The 19,745-nt window shown below is 33.2% G+C and carries 16 protein-coding genes and 1 pseudogene; 6 read left to right on the top strand and 11 right to left on the bottom strand.

What is annotated here, in order from left to right:
• Positions 1-105: 105 nt before the first annotated feature.
• On the bottom strand, positions 106-417 hold the full coding sequence (locus tag BLT80_RS13615) for a hypothetical protein (RefSeq protein ID WP_092468888.1): 312 nt from the start codon (positions 415-417) through the stop codon (positions 106-108).
• A gap of 69 nt (positions 418-486) precedes the next feature.
• Between BLT80_RS13615 and BLT80_RS13610 the strand changes: the two genes are divergently transcribed.
• Positions 487-2,301 (top strand): AAA family ATPase, encoded by a 1,815-nt coding sequence (locus BLT80_RS13610; RefSeq protein WP_092468886.1) that lies wholly within the window; start codon positions 487-489, stop codon positions 2,299-2,301.
• A gap of 225 nt (positions 2,302-2,526) precedes the next feature.
• Positions 2,527-3,036 carry a hypothetical protein gene (locus tag BLT80_RS13605; RefSeq protein ID WP_139181077.1) on the top strand — a complete coding sequence of 170 codons (510 nt, stop codon included), beginning with the start codon at positions 2,527-2,529 and terminating at the stop codon, positions 3,034-3,036.
• A 44-nt stretch (positions 3,037-3,080) separates the two neighbouring features.
• Here the strand turns inward: BLT80_RS13605 and BLT80_RS20510 are convergent.
• Positions 3,081-3,191: pseudogene (locus BLT80_RS20510) on the bottom strand (IS110 family transposase); the annotation flags it as partial.
• A 339-nt stretch (positions 3,192-3,530) separates the two neighbouring features.
• On the opposite strand from BLT80_RS20510, the gene BLT80_RS13600 reads away from it, so the two are divergent.
• The 3 genes from BLT80_RS13600 (at position 3,531) to BLT80_RS13590 (ending at position 6,474) form a co-directional block, all read left to right on the top strand.
• Positions 3,531-4,220, top strand: a complete 690-nt coding sequence (locus BLT80_RS13600; protein ID WP_175455615.1) for a DUF6090 family protein — start codon at positions 3,531-3,533, stop codon at positions 4,218-4,220.
• A 151-nt stretch (positions 4,221-4,371) separates the two neighbouring features.
• Positions 4,372-5,553 (top strand): serine hydrolase, encoded by a 1,182-nt coding sequence (locus BLT80_RS13595; protein WP_139181076.1) that lies wholly within the window; start codon positions 4,372-4,374, stop codon positions 5,551-5,553.
• Between the two features lie 255 nt (positions 5,554-5,808).
• Positions 5,809-6,474 (top strand): DUF6090 family protein, encoded by a 666-nt coding sequence (locus tag BLT80_RS13590; RefSeq protein WP_175455607.1) that lies wholly within the window; start codon positions 5,809-5,811, stop codon positions 6,472-6,474.
• A 52-nt stretch (positions 6,475-6,526) separates the two neighbouring features.
• Here the strand turns inward: BLT80_RS13590 and BLT80_RS13585 are convergent, their stop codons facing one another.
• Positions 6,527-6,781 carry a hypothetical protein gene (locus tag BLT80_RS13585; RefSeq protein ID WP_139181075.1) on the bottom strand — a complete coding sequence of 85 codons (255 nt, stop codon included), beginning with the start codon at positions 6,779-6,781 and terminating at the stop codon, positions 6,527-6,529.
• A 326-nt stretch (positions 6,782-7,107) separates the two neighbouring features.
• Between BLT80_RS13585 and BLT80_RS13580 the strand changes: the two genes are divergently transcribed.
• On the top strand, positions 7,108-7,608 hold the full coding sequence (locus BLT80_RS13580; RefSeq protein ID WP_092468874.1) for a YqiA/YcfP family alpha/beta fold hydrolase: 501 nt from the start codon (positions 7,108-7,110) through the stop codon (positions 7,606-7,608).
• A 157-nt stretch (positions 7,609-7,765) separates the two neighbouring features.
• Here the strand turns inward: BLT80_RS13580 and BLT80_RS13575 are convergent, their stop codons facing one another.
• From BLT80_RS13575 to BLT80_RS13540, 8 genes are all read right to left on the bottom strand, one after another.
• Positions 7,766-10,096, bottom strand: a complete 2,331-nt coding sequence (locus BLT80_RS13575; protein WP_092468872.1) for a VPS10 domain-containing protein — start codon at positions 10,094-10,096, stop codon at positions 7,766-7,768.
• Between the two features lie 108 nt (positions 10,097-10,204).
• The gene (locus BLT80_RS13570) at positions 10,205-11,839 is read right to left on the bottom strand and encodes a tetratricopeptide repeat protein (protein WP_092468870.1); all 1,635 of its coding nucleotides are present in this window, start codon (positions 11,837-11,839) and stop codon (positions 10,205-10,207) included.
• Between the two features lie 394 nt (positions 11,840-12,233).
• Complete coding sequence (locus BLT80_RS13565) at positions 12,234-12,875, bottom strand: DUF6266 family protein (RefSeq protein ID WP_092468868.1); 642 nt, start codon at positions 12,873-12,875, stop codon at positions 12,234-12,236.
• A gap of 88 nt (positions 12,876-12,963) precedes the next feature.
• Positions 12,964-13,437 carry a DUF6943 family protein gene (locus BLT80_RS13560; protein WP_092468866.1) on the bottom strand — a complete coding sequence of 158 codons (474 nt, stop codon included), beginning with the start codon at positions 13,435-13,437 and terminating at the stop codon, positions 12,964-12,966.
• Positions 13,438-13,683: 246 nt separating this feature from the next.
• Positions 13,684-13,980 carry a helix-turn-helix domain-containing protein gene (locus tag BLT80_RS13555; RefSeq protein WP_092468864.1) on the bottom strand — a complete coding sequence of 99 codons (297 nt, stop codon included), beginning with the start codon at positions 13,978-13,980 and terminating at the stop codon, positions 13,684-13,686.
• A gap of 899 nt (positions 13,981-14,879) precedes the next feature.
• Positions 14,880-15,374 (bottom strand): heavy-metal-associated domain-containing protein, encoded by a 495-nt coding sequence (locus tag BLT80_RS13550; protein ID WP_092468862.1) that lies wholly within the window; start codon positions 15,372-15,374, stop codon positions 14,880-14,882.
• A gap of 35 nt (positions 15,375-15,409) precedes the next feature.
• Positions 15,410-17,182 carry an efflux RND transporter periplasmic adaptor subunit gene (locus BLT80_RS13545; protein ID WP_092468860.1) on the bottom strand — a complete coding sequence of 591 codons (1,773 nt, stop codon included), beginning with the start codon at positions 17,180-17,182 and terminating at the stop codon, positions 15,410-15,412.
• A gap of 4 nt (positions 17,183-17,186) precedes the next feature.
• Positions 17,187-19,688 carry a heavy metal translocating P-type ATPase gene (locus tag BLT80_RS13540; protein ID WP_092468858.1) on the bottom strand — a complete coding sequence of 834 codons (2,502 nt, stop codon included), beginning with the start codon at positions 19,686-19,688 and terminating at the stop codon, positions 17,187-17,189.
• Positions 19,689-19,745 lie beyond the last annotated feature (57 nt).

Raw genomic sequence — 19,745 nt, 5'->3', positions numbered from 1 at the left:
CCTAAACCAAAGTTTGTTGCTTATTTGTTAGCTTCTGATTTTCCTTCGGAAAATCTTCGCACACAAACACGCAACATTTCATATACATAAACGTTAGGCGTAATGCTATTCGTCCTCATCACCATAGTTCTCGCCACACATTTTGCATTGGTCATCAAAAGTCATATCATCTGTAATGATTCCTAAGTAACTACAGCCATTATATTCACGCCCTAAAGTCTTGTAATATTTGCAAGGGTTTATATAATATGTACTAAAGTCCTTCTTTGCTTTGTTCTTTTCTATATCAGGGCTATAACAGTACATTCCTTCAGGTATAGGCAACGCACTACGCTTAACACCAAATAAAAATAATAGCTTCCACCATAGCATATTAACTAAGTTCTTTGCCCAATATAAATAATGTCTAATTTTCATAATTTCTGTGTTTTAAATCGCTACTATTCTTATTCATTCCGTTGTGCTTCATGCCGAAAAACATACTGAATGAAAATAAAATCATTAAAAATCGACAGTTATAAACCAATCAAGAATATTGAAATTGATAATCTTGGAGATGTCGTAATTATAGCTGGTGCGAATGGAGCTGGAAAAACAAGACTTAAACAAGCTATTGTCGCTACAATACAGAATAATCCTTTAATGGAAATCGAAATTGAAGCAACAAGAAAAGAAGAAGCTGACCCTAAATACTTTGGAGCAGACACAATACTTTTAGCGAAAAAAGTACAAAACCCCAAATTTGTCAACTACATTAATACACGAAAATATGGGCAAGGCAAGTATGTAGGCTCATTGGTTCAAATAGATTCAAAAAGGAACCTTGAAACAATTAAATACAACGCAATAAGTTTTCAAGTAGCTGACCCTGATGATGCAGAAACACCAGCTAACTGGGGATATGGGAGATTCATTGATAGATGGCGAGATTTTATGAATTACATTCATTTAAAAGTTGCCGCTCACAATAATAAATTAGCACAAGAAGTGCTTTCAAATTCAAACCTAAAAGGAGATGATATCTTAAAAAAGTATCCTAGACCTTTAGAAAAATACAAAACAATATTTCGTGAAACTCTTCCAGGAAAAGAACTGTTAGATATTAACCCTGCACAAGCACGAGAATTTCAGTATACTGATTTTAGTGGTCAATCTCTTCCATTCAACACTCTAAGTTCTGGAGAACAGGAAGTAATTAAAATATTATTTGACGTCGCTCGAAAAGACATTAGACATTCTGTTTTTATAATAGACGAACCTGAATTACATCTACATCCAACTCTAACCTTTAAATTAATTGAGGCTCTTAAGTCAATTGGAGAACATACCAATCAATTCATTTTCTTAACTCATTCAGCAGATTTAATTTCAACGTATTACTCAACTGGAAATGTGTTTTTTATTGACACAAATCAATCAGGTGAAAATCAAGCCCATAGACTAAGCGAATTAAATACTAGTCATCATGAATTAGTTCAACTAATTGGTGAAAACCTTGGATTATTTGCTGTCGGGAAAAAAATTGTTTTTGTTGAGGGAGAAACTTCAAGTATAGACCGTTTAGCATATCATAAAATAGCCCAAACAATTGATTCTGAAATCAAAGTTAGTCCAATTGGTTCTGTAATTAATATTGGTACTTTAAAAGCTGTTGAAGAACAAATTAGACAATCAATTTTTGGTGTCAATATGTTTATGATAAGAGACAGGGATGGATTACGACAAGACCAAATCACCTCTCTTGAAGCCAATGGACATATACTGTGCCTGAAAAGAAGACATATTGAAAACTATTTTCTGAATGAAGATATATTGCGAAAAGTTGTTGTGCATCTATATCTTGACAAAAAGGGAATTTTAACTAAAGATTTCATCAAAAAAGAAATCAAGAGAATTGCAGAGGAAACTTTGGGATTTAACTTAATAAAAAATTTCAAAGACTACTTGTCGGCCAACTATTCTATTAAAGCCCCTAAAATAAATTTAGGTATTCCTAAAACTACAGATGCCATTATTAATGAAATCGTTTCTGGCTTTGAAATTGAAATTAGCAAGCTATCAAGTGATTTGAATAAAACATCAACTGAAAAGTGGTTGAAAACTGAAAAAACTAGATTGGAACAACTTTTATTGACAGAAGCTTGGCAAAGTGAATTCCAAGGAAAAATAATTTTTGCACGTTTATGTGGTGAGGTAATAAAAGGAGATTCCGTAAGGATTAGAGAATGTTATGTTGATACAGCTCTAAAAGACAACTCTGGTATTCTTGATGACATTATCGAAATCTTTAAAAAGGTATAATAAAGAACGAAAGCACAACAATGGCTATAGTTAATACGGGGTTTGGTGCTTAACCCAAAGTTTAGAGTTTTTAACTTAGTCCACCAAATCTTTTGATTTGGCTTTAAAATGAAAAGATAAAACAAAATAAAAAGTTTTGGCTAAGTGCTTAATCGGAAATTAATCGCTTTTTAATTCCCGTACTAACCATAGCCGAGACGTTGTGAGCAATTAAAAAGAACATCTGTGAGAAACATTTTCAATTTGATTTTATTACTAATTTTCTTCGCTTCTTGTGGACAAAAAGGAAATGAAGCTACCGATAATGAACTCGGAAATTCTGATTTAAAAAATCAAGATGATTTATTTGAATTTAAAATACCTGATACAATTTCTCTTGGAAAACATATTGGAAGAATAGCTAAATATAAACGGAATAAAAAACCGAATTTTGACTACTTATTATCAGTAATTGTGAGTAATGAGTATGAAGACTCAAAAATCAAAACTGATACTTTTAGCGATGGAACTTTGAATCCATTTTTTGGAATAAACGGATTTAAAACTGGAACACAGGACATAAAAATAATCGTTGAGGAGCAAATTTTGGAACCTTATAAAAAGGATATAGATTCGTTTTTAAGTATAAAAAAATTATATCACGAATACGAAGTCCGAATTACTATAATTGAAAGAGACCATGTTTCTGACATTGAGGAAAAATTACTCGCTGAATTGAAAAATGAAGAACAATAACTGCTCACAACAAAGTACTGTGCTAAAAAACAAGTAAAAACTCATTAATTTTTAACTAAAATACTTTTATAGTTTCCATCATATATTAATCCTGATTTAGCAATTGCAAAAGCCTGTTTTAGCTGTTTATTACAGAGCCCTATTAATACTAAATTAAGACGTTTTACACTAGCTATTAACCACTTACAAAAAACTTTAAAATTATATTCGGTTTTAATTTATTAAATTAGGGTCCTAATCACGCAACACCCGAGCGCAACGAACAGACGAAGTAAACCATATACCTGCACGTTGTGCTTCATTTTCAGAAACTGCTAACCACTGATATTGCTGAAATGAAGTATCGTGAAGCGATACCAAATACCTAGTAGATGTTTGAGGTAAGCACCCCGAAGCGCTAAGAGAACATTTAGTTGAGATAGCAGCTTGCGGACTTAATACAAAAAAAACATCAATTCATGATAAAGTTTTTTAGAAAGATTAGATACGACCTTATGGAAAAAAATAAAACTGGAAAGTATTTAAAGTATGCCATTGGAGAAATAGTACTTGTAGTTATCGGGATTTTGATTGCTCTATCAATAAATAATTGGAATGAAAACAGAAAGAACGCAATAGAAGAAACAAAGATTCTTAAAGAACTCAAAAACTCAATATCAACAGACATTAAGCAATTGAATTTAAGATTGGAATGGGGCAAAAGAGATATTCATTATGCGACTTCATTACTAAATCATGTAGAGAAAAAATTACCTTATAATGATTCGCTTAATAAGCAATTCGTTATTATTTCAATGGCTGGAATAGAAAAAATATTTTCGCCACAAATTTCCATATATAAAGTTCTTGAGTCGAAAGGAATTGACTTAATATCTAGTGACAAACTAAAAAAACAAGTTTTAGACTTATACAACATAGAATATCCAAAGTTGGATTATGAATATGAAAATTATCGTATTAACATTCATGATTATGGAAGACCAATTGCCAGAACCCAATTTACAATAGAGAATTATGAAGATCCTGTTATGAAGCCTGTTGACTACAAATCCCTTTCATCTAGTATTGAGTTTATTAATACAGTTAAAGTAATTAGAGTAAACAGTTTTGCCATTAATGGAATATTGAAAGGACTAATCGAGAAATGTCAAGAAATCGAAAATATAATCGATAATGAATTGTAAACTTAAGCCGTGCATCATTAACTTCCTGTTTATATACAACTTAGAAATTCCTTTAGAATTTTATCCGGTTCGTTTTCTTTTGCTAAATTAGTTGCTTAACCACGCAACAAAAACATATACAAGCACGCTATACCAAATTAAGACAGAAATTATGAGAACAATTAAAACACTAACATTTTCAATTCTATTAATAGTTGCATTAATTGCTTGTAATTCAAAAAACAAAGACAAAGAGTCTATTAAAAGCACGCAAAAGGTAACTTCTCAAAATGGCCTTTCCGCCGTGATTGATTCTATTAATTCAGAAATAAATAATGGCGATTATGGATTAATTGACCGCTTTATGGTCATACAAAATGACGAGTTATTGGCAGATTATAAATATAAACAGGACTATGAAACCAGTGTTCAAAAATATGACACAACCAATCATCAATACAATTTCAATAATACGGATTGGCATCCATACTACAAGCAAACTGAATTACACACCCTTCAATCGGTAACCAAAAGTATCACCTCAATCCTTTTTGGTATTGCTTTAGATTTAAATAAGGATTATAATGTTAGCAACAAAGCAATGCCTTTATTGACCGGTTATGACACTGACTTTTTAGATAAACAGAAGCAAAATATATCTATTGAAGATTTATTGACGATGAGAAGTGGTATACAATGGAATGAAGAGACTGATCATAATGACCATACAAATGACTGTTTTTTACTGGAATCAAGTGACAACTGGATAGAATATGTTTTGAGCAAACCTATGGATACCATACCAGGAACAAAATTTGTGTATAATGGTGGAGGAACTGTGCTTTTAGGTAAAATCCTTAGAACCATTACAAGCAAACGAATTGACGATTGGGCTGAAGAAAAATTATTTGAGCCACTCGGCATTACAGATTACTATTGGAAAGAAACACCTGATGGAGAAATTGATACCGAAGGAGGTTTATATCTAAAGGCAGAAGACTTGGCTAAAATTGGATCCTTGTTTTTAAACAAAGGAAAATGGAATGGCAAGCAAATTGTATCAGAAAGTTGGGTTTCAACATCCACAAGCCCTTTACTTAAAAACGTAAAACCGCAATGGCGAGATGTAACAGGCTATGGGTATCAATGGTGGATTCCGGAATATACGGATGATGGCAGAGTCGGTATTTATGCAGCCAACGGATATGGTGGACAATATTTAATGATGGCGCCAGAATACAATTTAATAATTGTTTTTAATGGTTGGAATATTAATAGTGAGCCAGAAAAGTCAACTTATAGAGTTTTGCGAGACAGAATAATCCCTGCACTTAAAATAAATAACGGGGTGTAACAATGGCTATTTGTAACTGCTTGTCCTCGAAACTACGCATAGCCGAGACCGTTGAGTTTTATGATTATAAACCGCTAACCAATGATATTGCTGAAATGAAGTATTGTGAAGCGATACCAAATATCTAGTAGATGTTTGATGTAAGCACCCCGAAGGGCTAAGAGAACATTGGGTTGAGATTGTCGCTTGCGGACTTAAGACAAACAAAAACATCAATTAATGATAAAGTTTTTTAGAAAGATTAGATACGGCCTTATGGAGAAAAACAAAACTAAAAAGTATTTAAAATATGCGATTGGAGAAATTGTACTTGTTGTTATTGGAATTTTAATTGCGCTTCAAATTAACCTTAATCAACAAACTAATTCAAATCAAAAGAAGGTCCATAAATATTTATCCTTCCTTATCGAGGATTTAGACAAAGATAGATTGAGTATTTTAGAATGTATAGAATTTGATTCTATAAAAAGTCAAAACTTAAATAATTACATTCATTCTGGGAAATTAATTTTAAGTAAAGAAGCTTTAAAATATGCGGCTCTTACTGGAAACTTTAAGGTTCATAACTCAACTTTCAGCTCACTAAAATCTAACAATATTCTAGAATTGATTAAAGATGTCGAATTACAAAAAATAATATCTGAGTATTATTCATATACTGAATTCGTTACTAGAATGGAGAATCATAATCTTAATACTCAATATGCAAACTTCACAAATAAACTGATATCAAATAAAAGGCTTGTTCAATTTTACCATTCAGAAAATGATTCAATTAAGTTAAGCAATGAAGAGGATTCTATATTTTATGGTTATTTTACTCATTTAAGAAATATCTCTATAGTTGAAGTTGAAAGGTATAATAACCTACTAGAATATAATGAGAAACTTTCAGAATTACTTAATAAGGAAATAGAATAACGAAAGCACAACAAAGTACTGTGGCAAAAAACAAGTAAGATGCTGTTACTTCCTATATACATTTCAAAACCGCAATACCCACACTCTCTTTAGCATTTAAAACATACAAAGCCCCATCAACCTCTTGGTAAAACCGTATACCAAGCACACAAATTTGAGTACCAAGACCACTAGGCAAAGTATCGGGTTCTAAAACCATAGGAGCTGCCAAATGCAGATCATAATCCAAACCGTCAAAATCAAAATCCAACACACCATAGGTCAATTCAATATGGGTAGCACCAGCCACAAAGCCTACCTCAGCCATATCAAAATCAGTAATAGTCAAAATCAGACCAACGCTAGAAATCCTTAGCTTAAAAGGTAAAACCTGCCGTACAATACAGTCTGGAGTATAGTTAAACACTGTTATCAACTGAGGACCATATGCATTGCCCTTACCTCATTCAATACAGGTTATAGCATGCTTATAAGGTGCTTAAAACATGATAGCATAAAGAGACTTAAGGATAACACCATTAAAACCATTGGTAATTACAGCCAAGAAGCATTCCAATAACACATGCCGTTTACAGCTGCGAATTGTTGTATCTTTCCACAGTATTATTTATAAGTTAAAGCCCTAGCAGCACAATGAAAATTCTATACATACATGGTTTAAATGGAAGTTTAAGTCCTGAAAAAAGAGCATTACTAGAACCTTATGGAGAGGTATTTGCCCCAGCCATAGATTATCAATCAGATGCACATGCTATTGCGAGTATAAGTACAGCTTTTAAAGCACAAAGTATTAGCGTGGTTATAGGAAGTAGTATGGGTGGTTTTACAGGCTATTACGTTTCAAACATAATGCAATGCCCTGCCCTATTATTTAATCCGGCTTTAGCCGAAAGATCGGTCCCTCAAACCATTCCTGAAATACATAATAACACAAGTAGTTTTAAGCAAATCGTTCTAGGCACGCAAGATGATGTGGTTAACCCCAAACAAACCCTTAACTTTCTAGCTGAGACTTTAATTGACCACCCAGAATACAAAATACACATTCATAATAATTTAGCGCATCGTATTCCTTTAGAGGTTTTTGAAAAAGAAATACAATTGTTTTTTACGCATTTATATTTATCACTTTGAACATAACTAATAGTCAGTTCAAAATGTAATATAAAAAAAGGAACCCTATCTTGTGTAATGACATTTAACATTATACAAAATGGGTTCCTAATCAATTTCAATTATTAAACAAAAAAGAACGAATCAGTTATAAAACGTTTAGGGAGACATTCTAGGACTAATTAGACTTTAACAAGCGTTTAGTAATTGTTCCGTTAGTCGTTATTACTTTAACTAAATACACTCCTTGTGCTAAATCACTAACATCAATCGCAGTATTAGGCTGAGTAACGGTCTTAACGATTTTACCAGCGATTGTATAAATTGTTACAGCCATTACAGTTGCATCACTATGTACTGAAAAGCTATTATTCGTAGGATTTGGGTATATATGAATAGGGTTATCATATAACACTTCAGAATTAACAGATAAAGTCGTTAAATCAATATCATATTTTATTAATCCTAAATCGTGTACTCCCAAATAAACACTTACCTCATCTTCGGTAAAAAGAAAAGCAGAAGACTCTGTAAAAGGATAGTGTAACATCTCAGGGGATATTTCACTCCACGTTTCACCTAAATCAGTAGTGATTTTAATTTTTGCTTTCGCCACTGGTAACGGTATGTTAAACCCATCAGAGTAATGTGTAACTCCTACAATGGTGTTCTCTGCAACAGATGAAAAGGCAACGTTATCAGTAAATTCCAACGAAATAGAAACCCAAGAATCACCTTTGTTTTCTGATAAATAGATACCATTGGTACTTGATAACAACAATTGGTTCGCATTTAAAGGGTTCTGCTCTATATCTAATATTAAATGAGGACCAACTGTTAAACCTTCTAAACCATCATTACTTAAAGTCCAAGTGGCACCATCGTCAGTTGATTTGTAAAAATGAATGCCTTGCGCAATAAAAATAGTCGTTGCAGCGTCACGATCTACTTGTACAGCTGTAATAACCTCTCCTAACTCAGGAATAACAATATTCTGATCAACAATATTATCCATATCCGTTAAATCTACTTTATGCACCTCTAAACCTGTAGATAACCAACTCACATTTGGATTAGCTATAGAAGTAGACACATCTTCAAGAATTAAGAAGAACATTGAACTCGCTATTAATTTCGGATTTAAACCATGCGCTGAACTCACGTTAATATAAGATGTATTAAGAGCTCTATTACTGGTAAATACACGCCCAGGAACAACAGGATCTGCAAAGACTTTGACGGCTGATCCAAAACCTTGTGTTAAAGATTGAAGGTAATGACCTTCCTCTGTTGAGTTTTGCAAATCTTGATGCATATAACCTGAACGCATCCCGTAATAAACATGCTTTTCGTCAACCGATGAAAAAGCCGAAATAATTCCTGTAGCATTCACAAAAGGATTTTCTAATTTGTCGAGTGTTACTCCACCATCTGTAGTTAAGAACGTGTAAAAATTGGTGGTAATTAAGAGTTCATCAGCTGTAAAAGGATTATAAGAAGCTGTTAGACCATAGTAATACGCTTCCGGGTCTATTGTGGTATACACATAGTTTTCCCAAGTCATTCCATTGTCTGACGACACAACCATTTCATTTTCTTCCAACACAATGATCTCATTAGAGTTGCTAGGATTAAATTCAATTTTATTAATATGATCAGTAGACATTGTTGTCCATGTAATTGGCACAACAGCCCAAGTATCTCCACCATCTAAAGAACGGTATAAATTTTCGACATGAGTGTCATAACCATAGCTTGTTCCTAATAAGATATCATCTGAATTATCTGGGTTAAACGCAATAGCGTCATAAGTGTTTCCTGGTATCTTATTCTCCCAATTTTGTCCAGCATCTGTAGAAACAAAGACTCCTCCTAATTCTCTAGATGTAGAACCTCCGCGCATAAGAAATAGCTTGTCGTCATCTTCTGGTGAAATGCTCACATTGTTTATGGCAACATTATCGTTAATAGGGCTATAATAAACAGCGTTCCAATTAAGACCACCATTAGTGGTGTAAAATACTTCATGAGTATAAGTCCCTAACAAAGAATAGGTCGTATGCATTAACACCACATCATTATTAGAGTCCGAAATATCATAAGACTCTATTAAAATATCAAATTCAAAAGAGTTGGGTGGAGAAAAGGTCCGAGTAATAGAAGCGGTGGCTAAATCAAACACTACAATTTTATTATAATCAGTGCCTTCTGCTTTAACATTAAAACTTAGTGCAGCTCCATCGTTAATAAGTCTTAAATCTCTCAATATCCCATAATTATCTAAGGGATCGGCATACAAAATAGCCCACGTATCTCCTCCATCTATAGAAGTTACAACATGGTTCGTTAATGTTAGAGCATAAATAACATTCTCTTGCGTTTTACTATAGGTAACATCAAGCAATTGTCCATAAGCACTTGCGGCTTCTAATTCAACTTGAGCCGTAGCTTTTATTGAAATAATAACGCTTAAGAAAAAGAAGAGTAAAGTAGTTCGTTTTTTCATCATATCTGATTTTTAGATTAGGTGGATAAATATAGATACAACGAATCGTTAGAGGCGTATTTTAAGCGTGACATTCCGTGACATCCCTATTCTAATAGTGTGACACTACAATTAAATCATGGATAAATAGTTATGAAGTGTAACATTCTCAGGGATGCTTAACTTACTAGAAAGACGCTCTTTACGCTTCCTACAAGATTGCGGTGTAATGTTTAAAAGCGATGCGATTTCTTTATTTGATAAATTCATGTATAAATAAGTAATATAACGAATATCACTAGGCGTAAGTTTATCATGTTTACTTCTAAGCCGATCTAAAAATCCTTGATTGATTTCCTCAAAGTGTGTAAAAAAACTATCCCATTGCGTATCGGTTTTAAGATGCTTTTTTAATTCTCTTATTTGATTTTTTAATTCTGGGTTTTCTGAGATTTCAGTATTCTCAGATAAAGACTGTACCACTTCTTCAATTAAATCATTTTTACTCGACAAATACAAAGCTTTAGCGGTTAGCTTTCTATTCTTAACCTCTAATTCGTTTTTAAAACGTTCTTGTTCTAATAGCGCCAGCGTTTCTTGCTCTCGTAATTGCTTTTCTATAAGTAAGTAATCACTTTTTTCTTTAGCTAATTCTAATTCTACAATGGTTTTACGTTGTCTATGCTTAATCGAATTACTTCTAAAAATCCACAAAATAAACCCCATACTTAGCACTGTAATCCCAATGATGCTATAAAAGAAACGACGCTCTTGTTTTAAAACTTCTTTACTTTCAGAAAGTTCATGCTGATAATTTTGAATTTGAAACTTCACTTTTTCAGTTTCAAACAGTTTACTATTTCTGATATCGGCTAGTGAGTCTGAAGCAATAATTACAGAATCTTTATAAACTAAAGCCTTTTCAAGTTGTCCCTTTTTACCATATAAATTAGACAAATAGCTATAGACTTCTTCTCTATTCTCAATGCCTGCTTGCGTATTTCGAGCTTCAATACCATAATACAGCGCTTTATCTAAACGGTTTTGATCTTCATTAATTTGTGCTAAAACCAATAGAATAAAAACTCTATTTTCTACTTGTGATATATCTTGAAACTTGGGTAATAAATTGAGAGCAATGGCTTCTGATTGCGCATACTGTTTCGTTAGAAGAAACATTTCAGACTGCGCCATCTTTCCTGTTACTAAAACATTAGGCTCATTCTTTAACAAAGGTAAAGCCTCGTCAATATAACTTTGAGCAGAATCAGGAGCTTTCATTTTATTAGAGACCAAAGCCAAATTTACCGCATAATAGCCCACTTTGACCTCATCTCCTACTAATTTTGCTTTTTGATACGCTTTGAAGAAATAATCCTTAGCTTGTAATAAATCTTCTTCTTGAAAATAAAGTATCCCTATGTTATTGAGTACCGTCATTTCTTGACGAGAATCTAAATGCGCAATCGCAATTTCATAAGCTTGCAAGTAATATTGAACGGCTTCCCCAAAATCTGAAAGCAAATAATAATTTGAACCGATATTTAAGGTTGACCTAAAGGCCTGCTCATACCATTGATTTTTTTTGGCTATCGTTTCGGTTGTGATTAATAACTCAATAGATTGCGAGTGTTCTTTTTGAAACATCAACGCAATGCCTTTATCTATTTCCTCATCTAAAGCTTCAGGTGACTCCATTTGAGAGTAGCTATGCATTGCCATTAATAAAGCAATACATTTGATGTATAAATGTAATTTTTTATGCATTAAATCGTAGCCTTTTTTTAGGCTAAATGTAACTAAAATTTGAAGAATAGGTTTTTAAAAACCTATTCACCTATTTACAAACAGGTTATCTTAATCTTAAAAAGAAATCCTTAGTCAAACTCGTATTCTTAGCAGTAATTCTAGATCACATAATATAAATTAGGATGCCCATTTTAGCCCATTGAACAACATAAAATGTCTTTATAAATCTGCTTTCCAATACAATATGTAATTTACCTTATATTTATTGGGGTTAGAGCATTTGGGCAACAAATAGGATACAAAAAACACCTAAAAAGGGTAAATTAAGGGCAATCATTAATAAATTCAATTACGAATATAGCATAAAAAAACCACTCATAAAGAGTGGTTTCATACATAAAAACATCAACCGTTAATTAGCTGTTCCAGAGCCTAAATAAACGCTGTTTGACACGGTATTACCTTCAGCAGTAATAAATGCCATAAAAAGCTCGACTGTATCACCTGCATAGGTACTTGGAATTGTAATGATTTGTGATCCTACAGTTCTATCAGCACCATCAAGAATATACATTGATTCTTTTTTACTTGGATTGTAAACTAAAATCATTGCTTTATCAGTTGCATTTGCATTACCTTCAGCAGAGTTATCATCCCAAGTAAATTCTACTTGTCCCGCAGTTGCTAAATCTGTTGCAGGGTTCAAAGCTCCAGATAGATTACCTCTACTTAATAAAGCTAAAGAATAATCTACAGTAAAGTTTGGCGCAGCTCCTGTAATCGCATTATTCAATACATAAGACATTGCTGCATTAAACTCTGTTTTTTGAACCGCATAAGATTTATACCCTTTCTTGATAAAACCTAAATTCGGTTGAAGATACTCCAAAGTAACAGTAAACTTATTTCTTTGGTTAACTTGTCCTTCAGTTCGTGGATTTGCCACATTTGAAGGCTTAATTCTCAAATAGTCAATACCTTTCCAAGAAGCACCAACTACGTTTCCTACTTTACCTGATACACCGCCCAGGATTCCTTGTGAAATAACACCCATTGTATATAAAATTTAAAATTAATACTTGTTCGAAGTTGGTACGGACTTGGTACGGTCTTTAACCAACACAAGTAATATATGGCAAATACTATGCTAATAGATTGATTTGGTTTTTGTTGCCCTTTGTTGCCCGATTTTGCTTTTTAGAAAATAGATTTTGTATGTATGACACTTTTAAATCTGCCATTTTTGAAATTACTTTTTGAAGTTCAGCTTCTTTTTTACAAATAGTTGAAACTATATTAATATGCTTTTGTAACTGAAATTCATCACTTAACAACGAGGTGTAACTGTTTTTTAAGGTGTTTCGGCAATCATCTATTGAGATAAACGGAATAACACTCCCTTTTAAATAATAAGCATAAAAACCGCCTATTTGTAACATCATAGATAAATGGTAAAGGGTTTGTTTTTCTTCTTCGGTTGATGTAGATACCACAAAACAATTAGGACAAGGATTTATTAAAGGCTTTCCGCTGTTTTGCCCTTTGTTTAGGATAAAAAAATGAGGGTTTGAGTAAGTTCTTCCGATTTGGTGTGTTTTTAGTTCAAAAGTTGACATAGCTATCCAATTTAAAATTGCTTCGCTACGCTTCGCACCATTAATTTTTTAAAAGAAAAAGAATAAAAAAAGAAAGCCTAATGCTCTTGTGGCGTGGATAAGGCTGTCAAGGTTTTTGGATAAAAGTTTTTTGAGGTTAAATGTTTAATCATTTTGAAAAATGCTTTTGAAAAAAGTTTTATTCAAAACCCGTAGGGCTTGACCTTTATAGCCTTGCGCGTTGGCTGTGGTAGCCACATATATTTGCTACCTTTTTTTATTTATTGACTGTTCTTCTAAAACATCTAAAATATCTTGTTTTTTGTATAAGATTCTGTTGCCCATACGAATTGGATTTAAAATGCCGTGTTTATTCCAAGAATGTATTGTTACTAAACTTATTCTTAAATAATCGGCTACTTCTTGTCTTGTTAGTAATTCATCATTTTTTGATTTTGATAGTTCTTTAAGGTAATCTTCAATTTTAAACAATAATTTATCTGCTACCTTATCCGCTAATTCATCAACTTTGACTTCTGTAATTTGGATTGTTTTTGTAATCATATTGAAATGTATTTAATTAATTGAACAACACTTTTTGGGGCATAAACTCTTAAAAAAATAGGTTATTTCCAATTTGAGCTTGGGATGAAGCGTTTGTATGTGTAGCGTTTTAAATAGTTGTTTGATAAAACAGCATTTAAACAAGCTACTTATACAGGACTTTTAGACAATAGCTTTTTGTTTTTTTGACCTCTCGACTGGCGCTCGAGACAGGGCGAGCGAGAAAAAGCAATATGCTATGTCGTATTACTGCATTTTATTAACCTATTTTTTTATAACCGCTGACTTGGGTGGTGGGGAAAAGTGGACTTTTATATTTGTTAACGAAATGAAACAAACAAAGACTTGAGGTAAGGAATACTTGGATATTTCGTCAAGCTCAATACAGGCTTAGCGATGGTTTTGTGCAGCTTGAATGAGATAACGAATATAATACTTAACTAATTCAACCTTTTAAATTTACGACTGTTTAATGCTTTTCCAAAATAACATTATATGTTCGAATTTGTGCGGATGGTGTGTGGATATTTTACATAATGACAGTTATAGGCACGAAAATATAATAAAACGCCGTAGGCAACCATTGAAAGGATTTTTGCTCCTATAACTACGCATTATGTAACTTAGCTTTGGGTTGGTTTTGTGGCGGAATAGTTGTTTTGAGCGTTGGCAATAGCTCTTTGCTTTTTTATTGTACTAATTTATTAAAATAGATACTTTTAAATAAAACAAGCAATGTGCTATTATAGCGTTGGCTACAACTATTGTGACATAAAACCAACTATGTGTGGCGCGCGGAACAACACAAAAAACAGAGGATTTTGAGGCACGAAAAAACTGGGTTTTGGGTTGTGGGGAATAAAAAAGAGCCTTTCTAAAAAGACTCTTAAATTATTGGCTTAATGGTCGTGATTTGAATGGTCTTCCGATTTCATTTCACCTGACTGATTCATCATCATTTCGTGGTCGTATTGACAACAACCTGGTAAGTTTTTATAGGCTTCTTCACTACCTGCAACTTTTTCGGTGTCGTAACCTGAAGCTGCTATTGCTTTATGAATTGCCATTGCATCTGTTTTGGTATCATCAAAAGAGACATCAATCTTCTTTTTATCGACATCCCAATTGGCACTTGCAACACCTTCAACACTATTGGCTGCTTTTTCAATGGTACTTTTACACATACCACAATTTCCTCTTACTCCAAAGGATAAATCTGTCATTGCGATTTCTTTTGACACTTCTGTTGCTGTAGTATCTTCAACTTTTTTAGTTTCGTTTTTACAACTTGTTAAACCTAATGCTGCTATTGCAACTACACTTAAAATTACTTTTTTACTCACGTCGATTACATTATCGTTTTTGTGTTCGTGATTTTTCTTTAAAAAATTCATTGTTTAAAATTTAATTGTTATTATTTGATTTATTATTATTCGATTACTTGTTTTACTTCTCCACAGGTTAGCATGGCTTCACCAAAATATGGATTGATTACTTTTTCTTCTTTACTCAACCAATATGCACCATTGTTGTTATCTGCCATTGGACAAAACTCTACATACACTTTTTCCTTAACTCCAAACAGTTGAACAGCATTTATTAAGTGTGATGATAGATGCTTGAAATGGTCTCTTTGTTCTTTTATATCTGACGTTTTAGAAATAGATGTTGCAGAAGATTGTATTTCTTTTACTAATGACATCCAATGTGTATGAGCATTATTGTCTGATAATAATTTCATATCCACTTTACTTAAATTGTTTAATAAACTTGTTGCATTAACTGAAGTATTTTTTGAATCTTCTTTAACTAAAGCATCTTTTAAATTGATATAGTCATTGTAAACAACTTTTAGTTGTTCTTGAAATTTCTTTGATACTGTCAATCTTTCGTTCATATTAGTATGGCCACTTTCTTTTTTTGATGCATTATTATCCATTCCTAAATGGCCTTCGTGACCAGTCATTACTTTGCCACCATCTTTATTCATCATTGATTTTTTACCTTGTAATTGAGCTGCTGCATCAACCGTAAATGTCCCGTTAGTCACGATTTCATTTCCAATAAATAAACCTTCTAAAACTTCATATTCATTACCAATTTGATTACCTAAAACAACTTCACGCATTTCAAAAATGGTTTGGTCTGGACTGGTTTTTAAATAGACCACAGAACGTTCTCCTGTCCAAAGTACAGCAGATGCTGGAATTGTTAATACCGTATCATTACTACTTGCAACTCGTTCAATATTTGCGGTTACAAACATTCCTGGTTTAAATACATCGTTTTTGTTATTAAGCACCACACGTAAGGTTACTGTTCTTGTTTTAGTATTTAAAATTGGTTCAATGAAATCTACTTTCCCTTTAAATTCCTTATTAGTATAAGCGTTTGTAGTCACTAAAACTTCTTGTCCTTTTTTAAATAAATCGATTTGATTTTCATATACATCAAAGTTTGCCCAAACCGTATTGAGATTTGCAATTTTAAGCAATGGTTGACCTTGTTTGATGTAGTCACCTTGTTCTACTAATTTTTCGGTAACTGTTCCTGAAACGGTTGCATAAACTGGAAAGTTTTCTTTTACTTTTTGGGTTTCTTCTATTTGATTTATTTGATTTTCAGACAGCTTCCATAACTTCAATTTATTACGAACTGCCTTATATAATTCAGGTTGCGATTCCTTTAAAGATGCTGTTGTAATCAATTCTTGTTGTGCTGCATACAATTCTGGCGAATAAATGGTTGCTAATAATTGACCTTTACGAACTTCTTCGCCTGTAAAACTCACATTCAAACGTTCTATTCTACCCGAAAAATAACTGACTTGTACTGCGTTTGCTTCTTCATTTTCAGCAATTTTACCAGATAATTTAAGGGTGTTGCCATCAACATTACCTTTGCCTACAACAGTTGTTTGAATATTGGCTAAAGCCATCGCATTTTCGGTTAACTTGAATTGGTCTGCTAACAGACCATCACTTCCACTTTCGGCAGGAATTAAGTCCATCCCACAAATAGGACAATCACCTGGTTCTGGTTGCATAATTTGTGGATGCATTGAACAGGTCCACATTTGATTGGTTTCTGCAAGCTCGTCGTGATTATGGTCTGTTTTTTCATTTGATGAACCACCAAAAAGCAACCATCCTAACAACAACCCAACTACCAATATTCCGAAGTAAATTATATATTTTTTCATAGTGCTATATTTTAATATTTCTTAATCTTAATGCGTTTACTATTACCGAAACAGAACTAAAACTCATTGCTAATGCTGCTATCATTGGCGACAATAAAATGCCAAAAAATGGGAATAATACGCCTGCTGCAATAGGTACTCCTAATGTGTTATAAATAAGTGCAAAAAATAGATTTTGCTTTATGTTCTTCATTACGGAATGACTTAAATTTTTAGCCTTTACTATGCCGTGTAAATCGCCTTTTACTAACGTTATCATAGCACTTTCAATAGCTACAGAGGTACCTGTTCCCATTGCAATACCCACATCACTTTTTGCCAATGCTGGTGCATCATTAATTCCATCACCTGCCATAGCAACTACTTTGTCTTTTTCTTGCAGTTTCTCTACTTCTTTGAGTTTATCTTCTGGTAGCATACTGGCTTTGAAATCTGCCAAATTAAGTTCTGAAGCTACTGCTTGTGCTGTATCGTGATTATCGCCTGTAAGCATTATAACATCAATGCCTTTATCTTGAAGTACTTTAATAGCCTTGGCACTTGTTTCTTTTATTTTATCCCCTATAACTACATACCCGACAACGGTTTCATCTATTGACAAATAAGAAACTGTTTTGCCTTGTTTTTGATACGTTTTAGCTTCATCTTTCATTTTAGAGGTAATGTCTGCTTTGGCATATTCCATCATTTTAGGATTACCTAATGCTACATTTTTTTCATCAATTTTAGCTTCAACACCTTTTCCTGTAACAGCACTAAAGTTTTTAGATTTTACTATTTCAGCGTTATGTTCATTTCCATATTTAACAGTCGCTTCTGCCAAAGGATGTTCGCTATTGGTATTTAATGACACGATGTACTGTAACACTTCTTCTTCGCTCAAAGCTTCATTAAAAGTACCAACGGTTTCAACTGTTGGTTTTCCTTCTGTAATAGTTCCTGTTTTATCAACTATAAGTGTATTTACCTTATCCATTTTTTCGAGAGCTTCGGCATTTTTAATTAATACACCATTTTGAGCACCTTTACCCACACCAACCATTACAGACATAGGTGTAGCTAAACCTAAAGCACAAGGACACGCAATGATTAAAACTGCAATTGCATTCACAAACGCATATACATAAACAGGTTCTGGTCCCCAAATTGCCCAAACCATAAATGTGATAATAGAAATAAGAACTACAACTGGCACAAAATAACCTGATACCTTATCTGCTAAATTCTGAATAGGTGCGCGACTTCTACTGGCATCATTAACCATATGAATGATTTGTGAGAGTAAGGTATCACTTCCTACTTTTTCCGCTTTCATCAAGAATGATTGATTCCCATTAATGGTTCCGCTACTTACTTTATCATCTTGAGATTTGTTTACAGGAATAGGTTCTCCCGTAATCATAGATTCATCAATAGTTGTTTCTCCTTCAGTTACTACACCATCCACAGGAATTTTATCACCTGGTTTTACTTTTAGAATATCATTTAATTCTATTTCATCTATACTGACTTCAATTTCTTCACCATCTACAATTTTAATGGCTTTATTAGGTGCTAATTTTAGTAATTCTTTTACTGCGGAATTGGTTTTACTGTGTGCTCGCGCTTCTAACAACTGTCCTAAAAGCACCAAGGTTAGAATAACCGTTGCTGCTTCAAAATAGACGTGTACTGCACCTGATTCAGTTTTAAACTGTGCTGGAAACACATCTGGAAATAACATCCCAAACACACTAAATAACCAAGCCACACCTGCACCGATTCCAATAAGTGTGAACATATTGAGATTCCACGTTTTTATACTTCTATAAGCACGTTCAAAGAACATCCAAGTCGCATAAAATACAACTGGAATAGATAATGCAAACTGAATCCAATTCCAATATTTCTGTTCCATTATATCGTACAATGGATTGTTATTGAGCATTTCGCTCATAGCCATTAAGAATATTGGTAATGTGAATGCAGTTGCTATCCAAAACTTCTTCAATAATTTTTTATAGGTCTTTTCTTCTGCTGAAACATCTGGTTGCATTGGTACTAAATCCATACCGCAAATAGGGCACGAACCTGCTTCATCTTTTACGATTTCTGGATGCATTGGACACGTCCATTGTTCTGTTGAAGCTGATGATAGATTTTGTTCTTCAACCAAATCCATTCCGCAAACAGGACAATCGCCTGATTTATCGTAGGTTTTATCACCTTCGCAATGCATTGGGCAATAAAATGTACCTGTGCCTTTGCCTTTTGATGTTTTTTCTGTTTTATCTTCTAAATGGTGATGATGTTCACCTTGTTTATGAATACTGTATCTCCCACCATCATTTTTTAAGGCTTCTTGAAATGTTTCTATAGGAATATGCAATTCCATTTCGATTGTAGCTTCTGCCTTTTCTAAATTGACTGTTGCTTTTGAAACACCTTCCACTTTAGAAAGTGTTTCTTCTACGTGAGTACGACAACCATTGCAGGTCATTCCGTGTATATGATATGTGTGTTTCATCTGTTGTTATTTATTTTTTCTTAATGGACAGATGTAATTCGCTTATAAAAATCTGGA

Source organism: Winogradskyella thalassocola (genome assembly GCF_900099995.1).
Lineage (GTDB): Bacteria > Bacteroidota > Bacteroidia > Flavobacteriales > Flavobacteriaceae > Winogradskyella > Winogradskyella thalassocola.
This window is presented reverse-complemented; position numbering and strand designations above follow the sequence as displayed.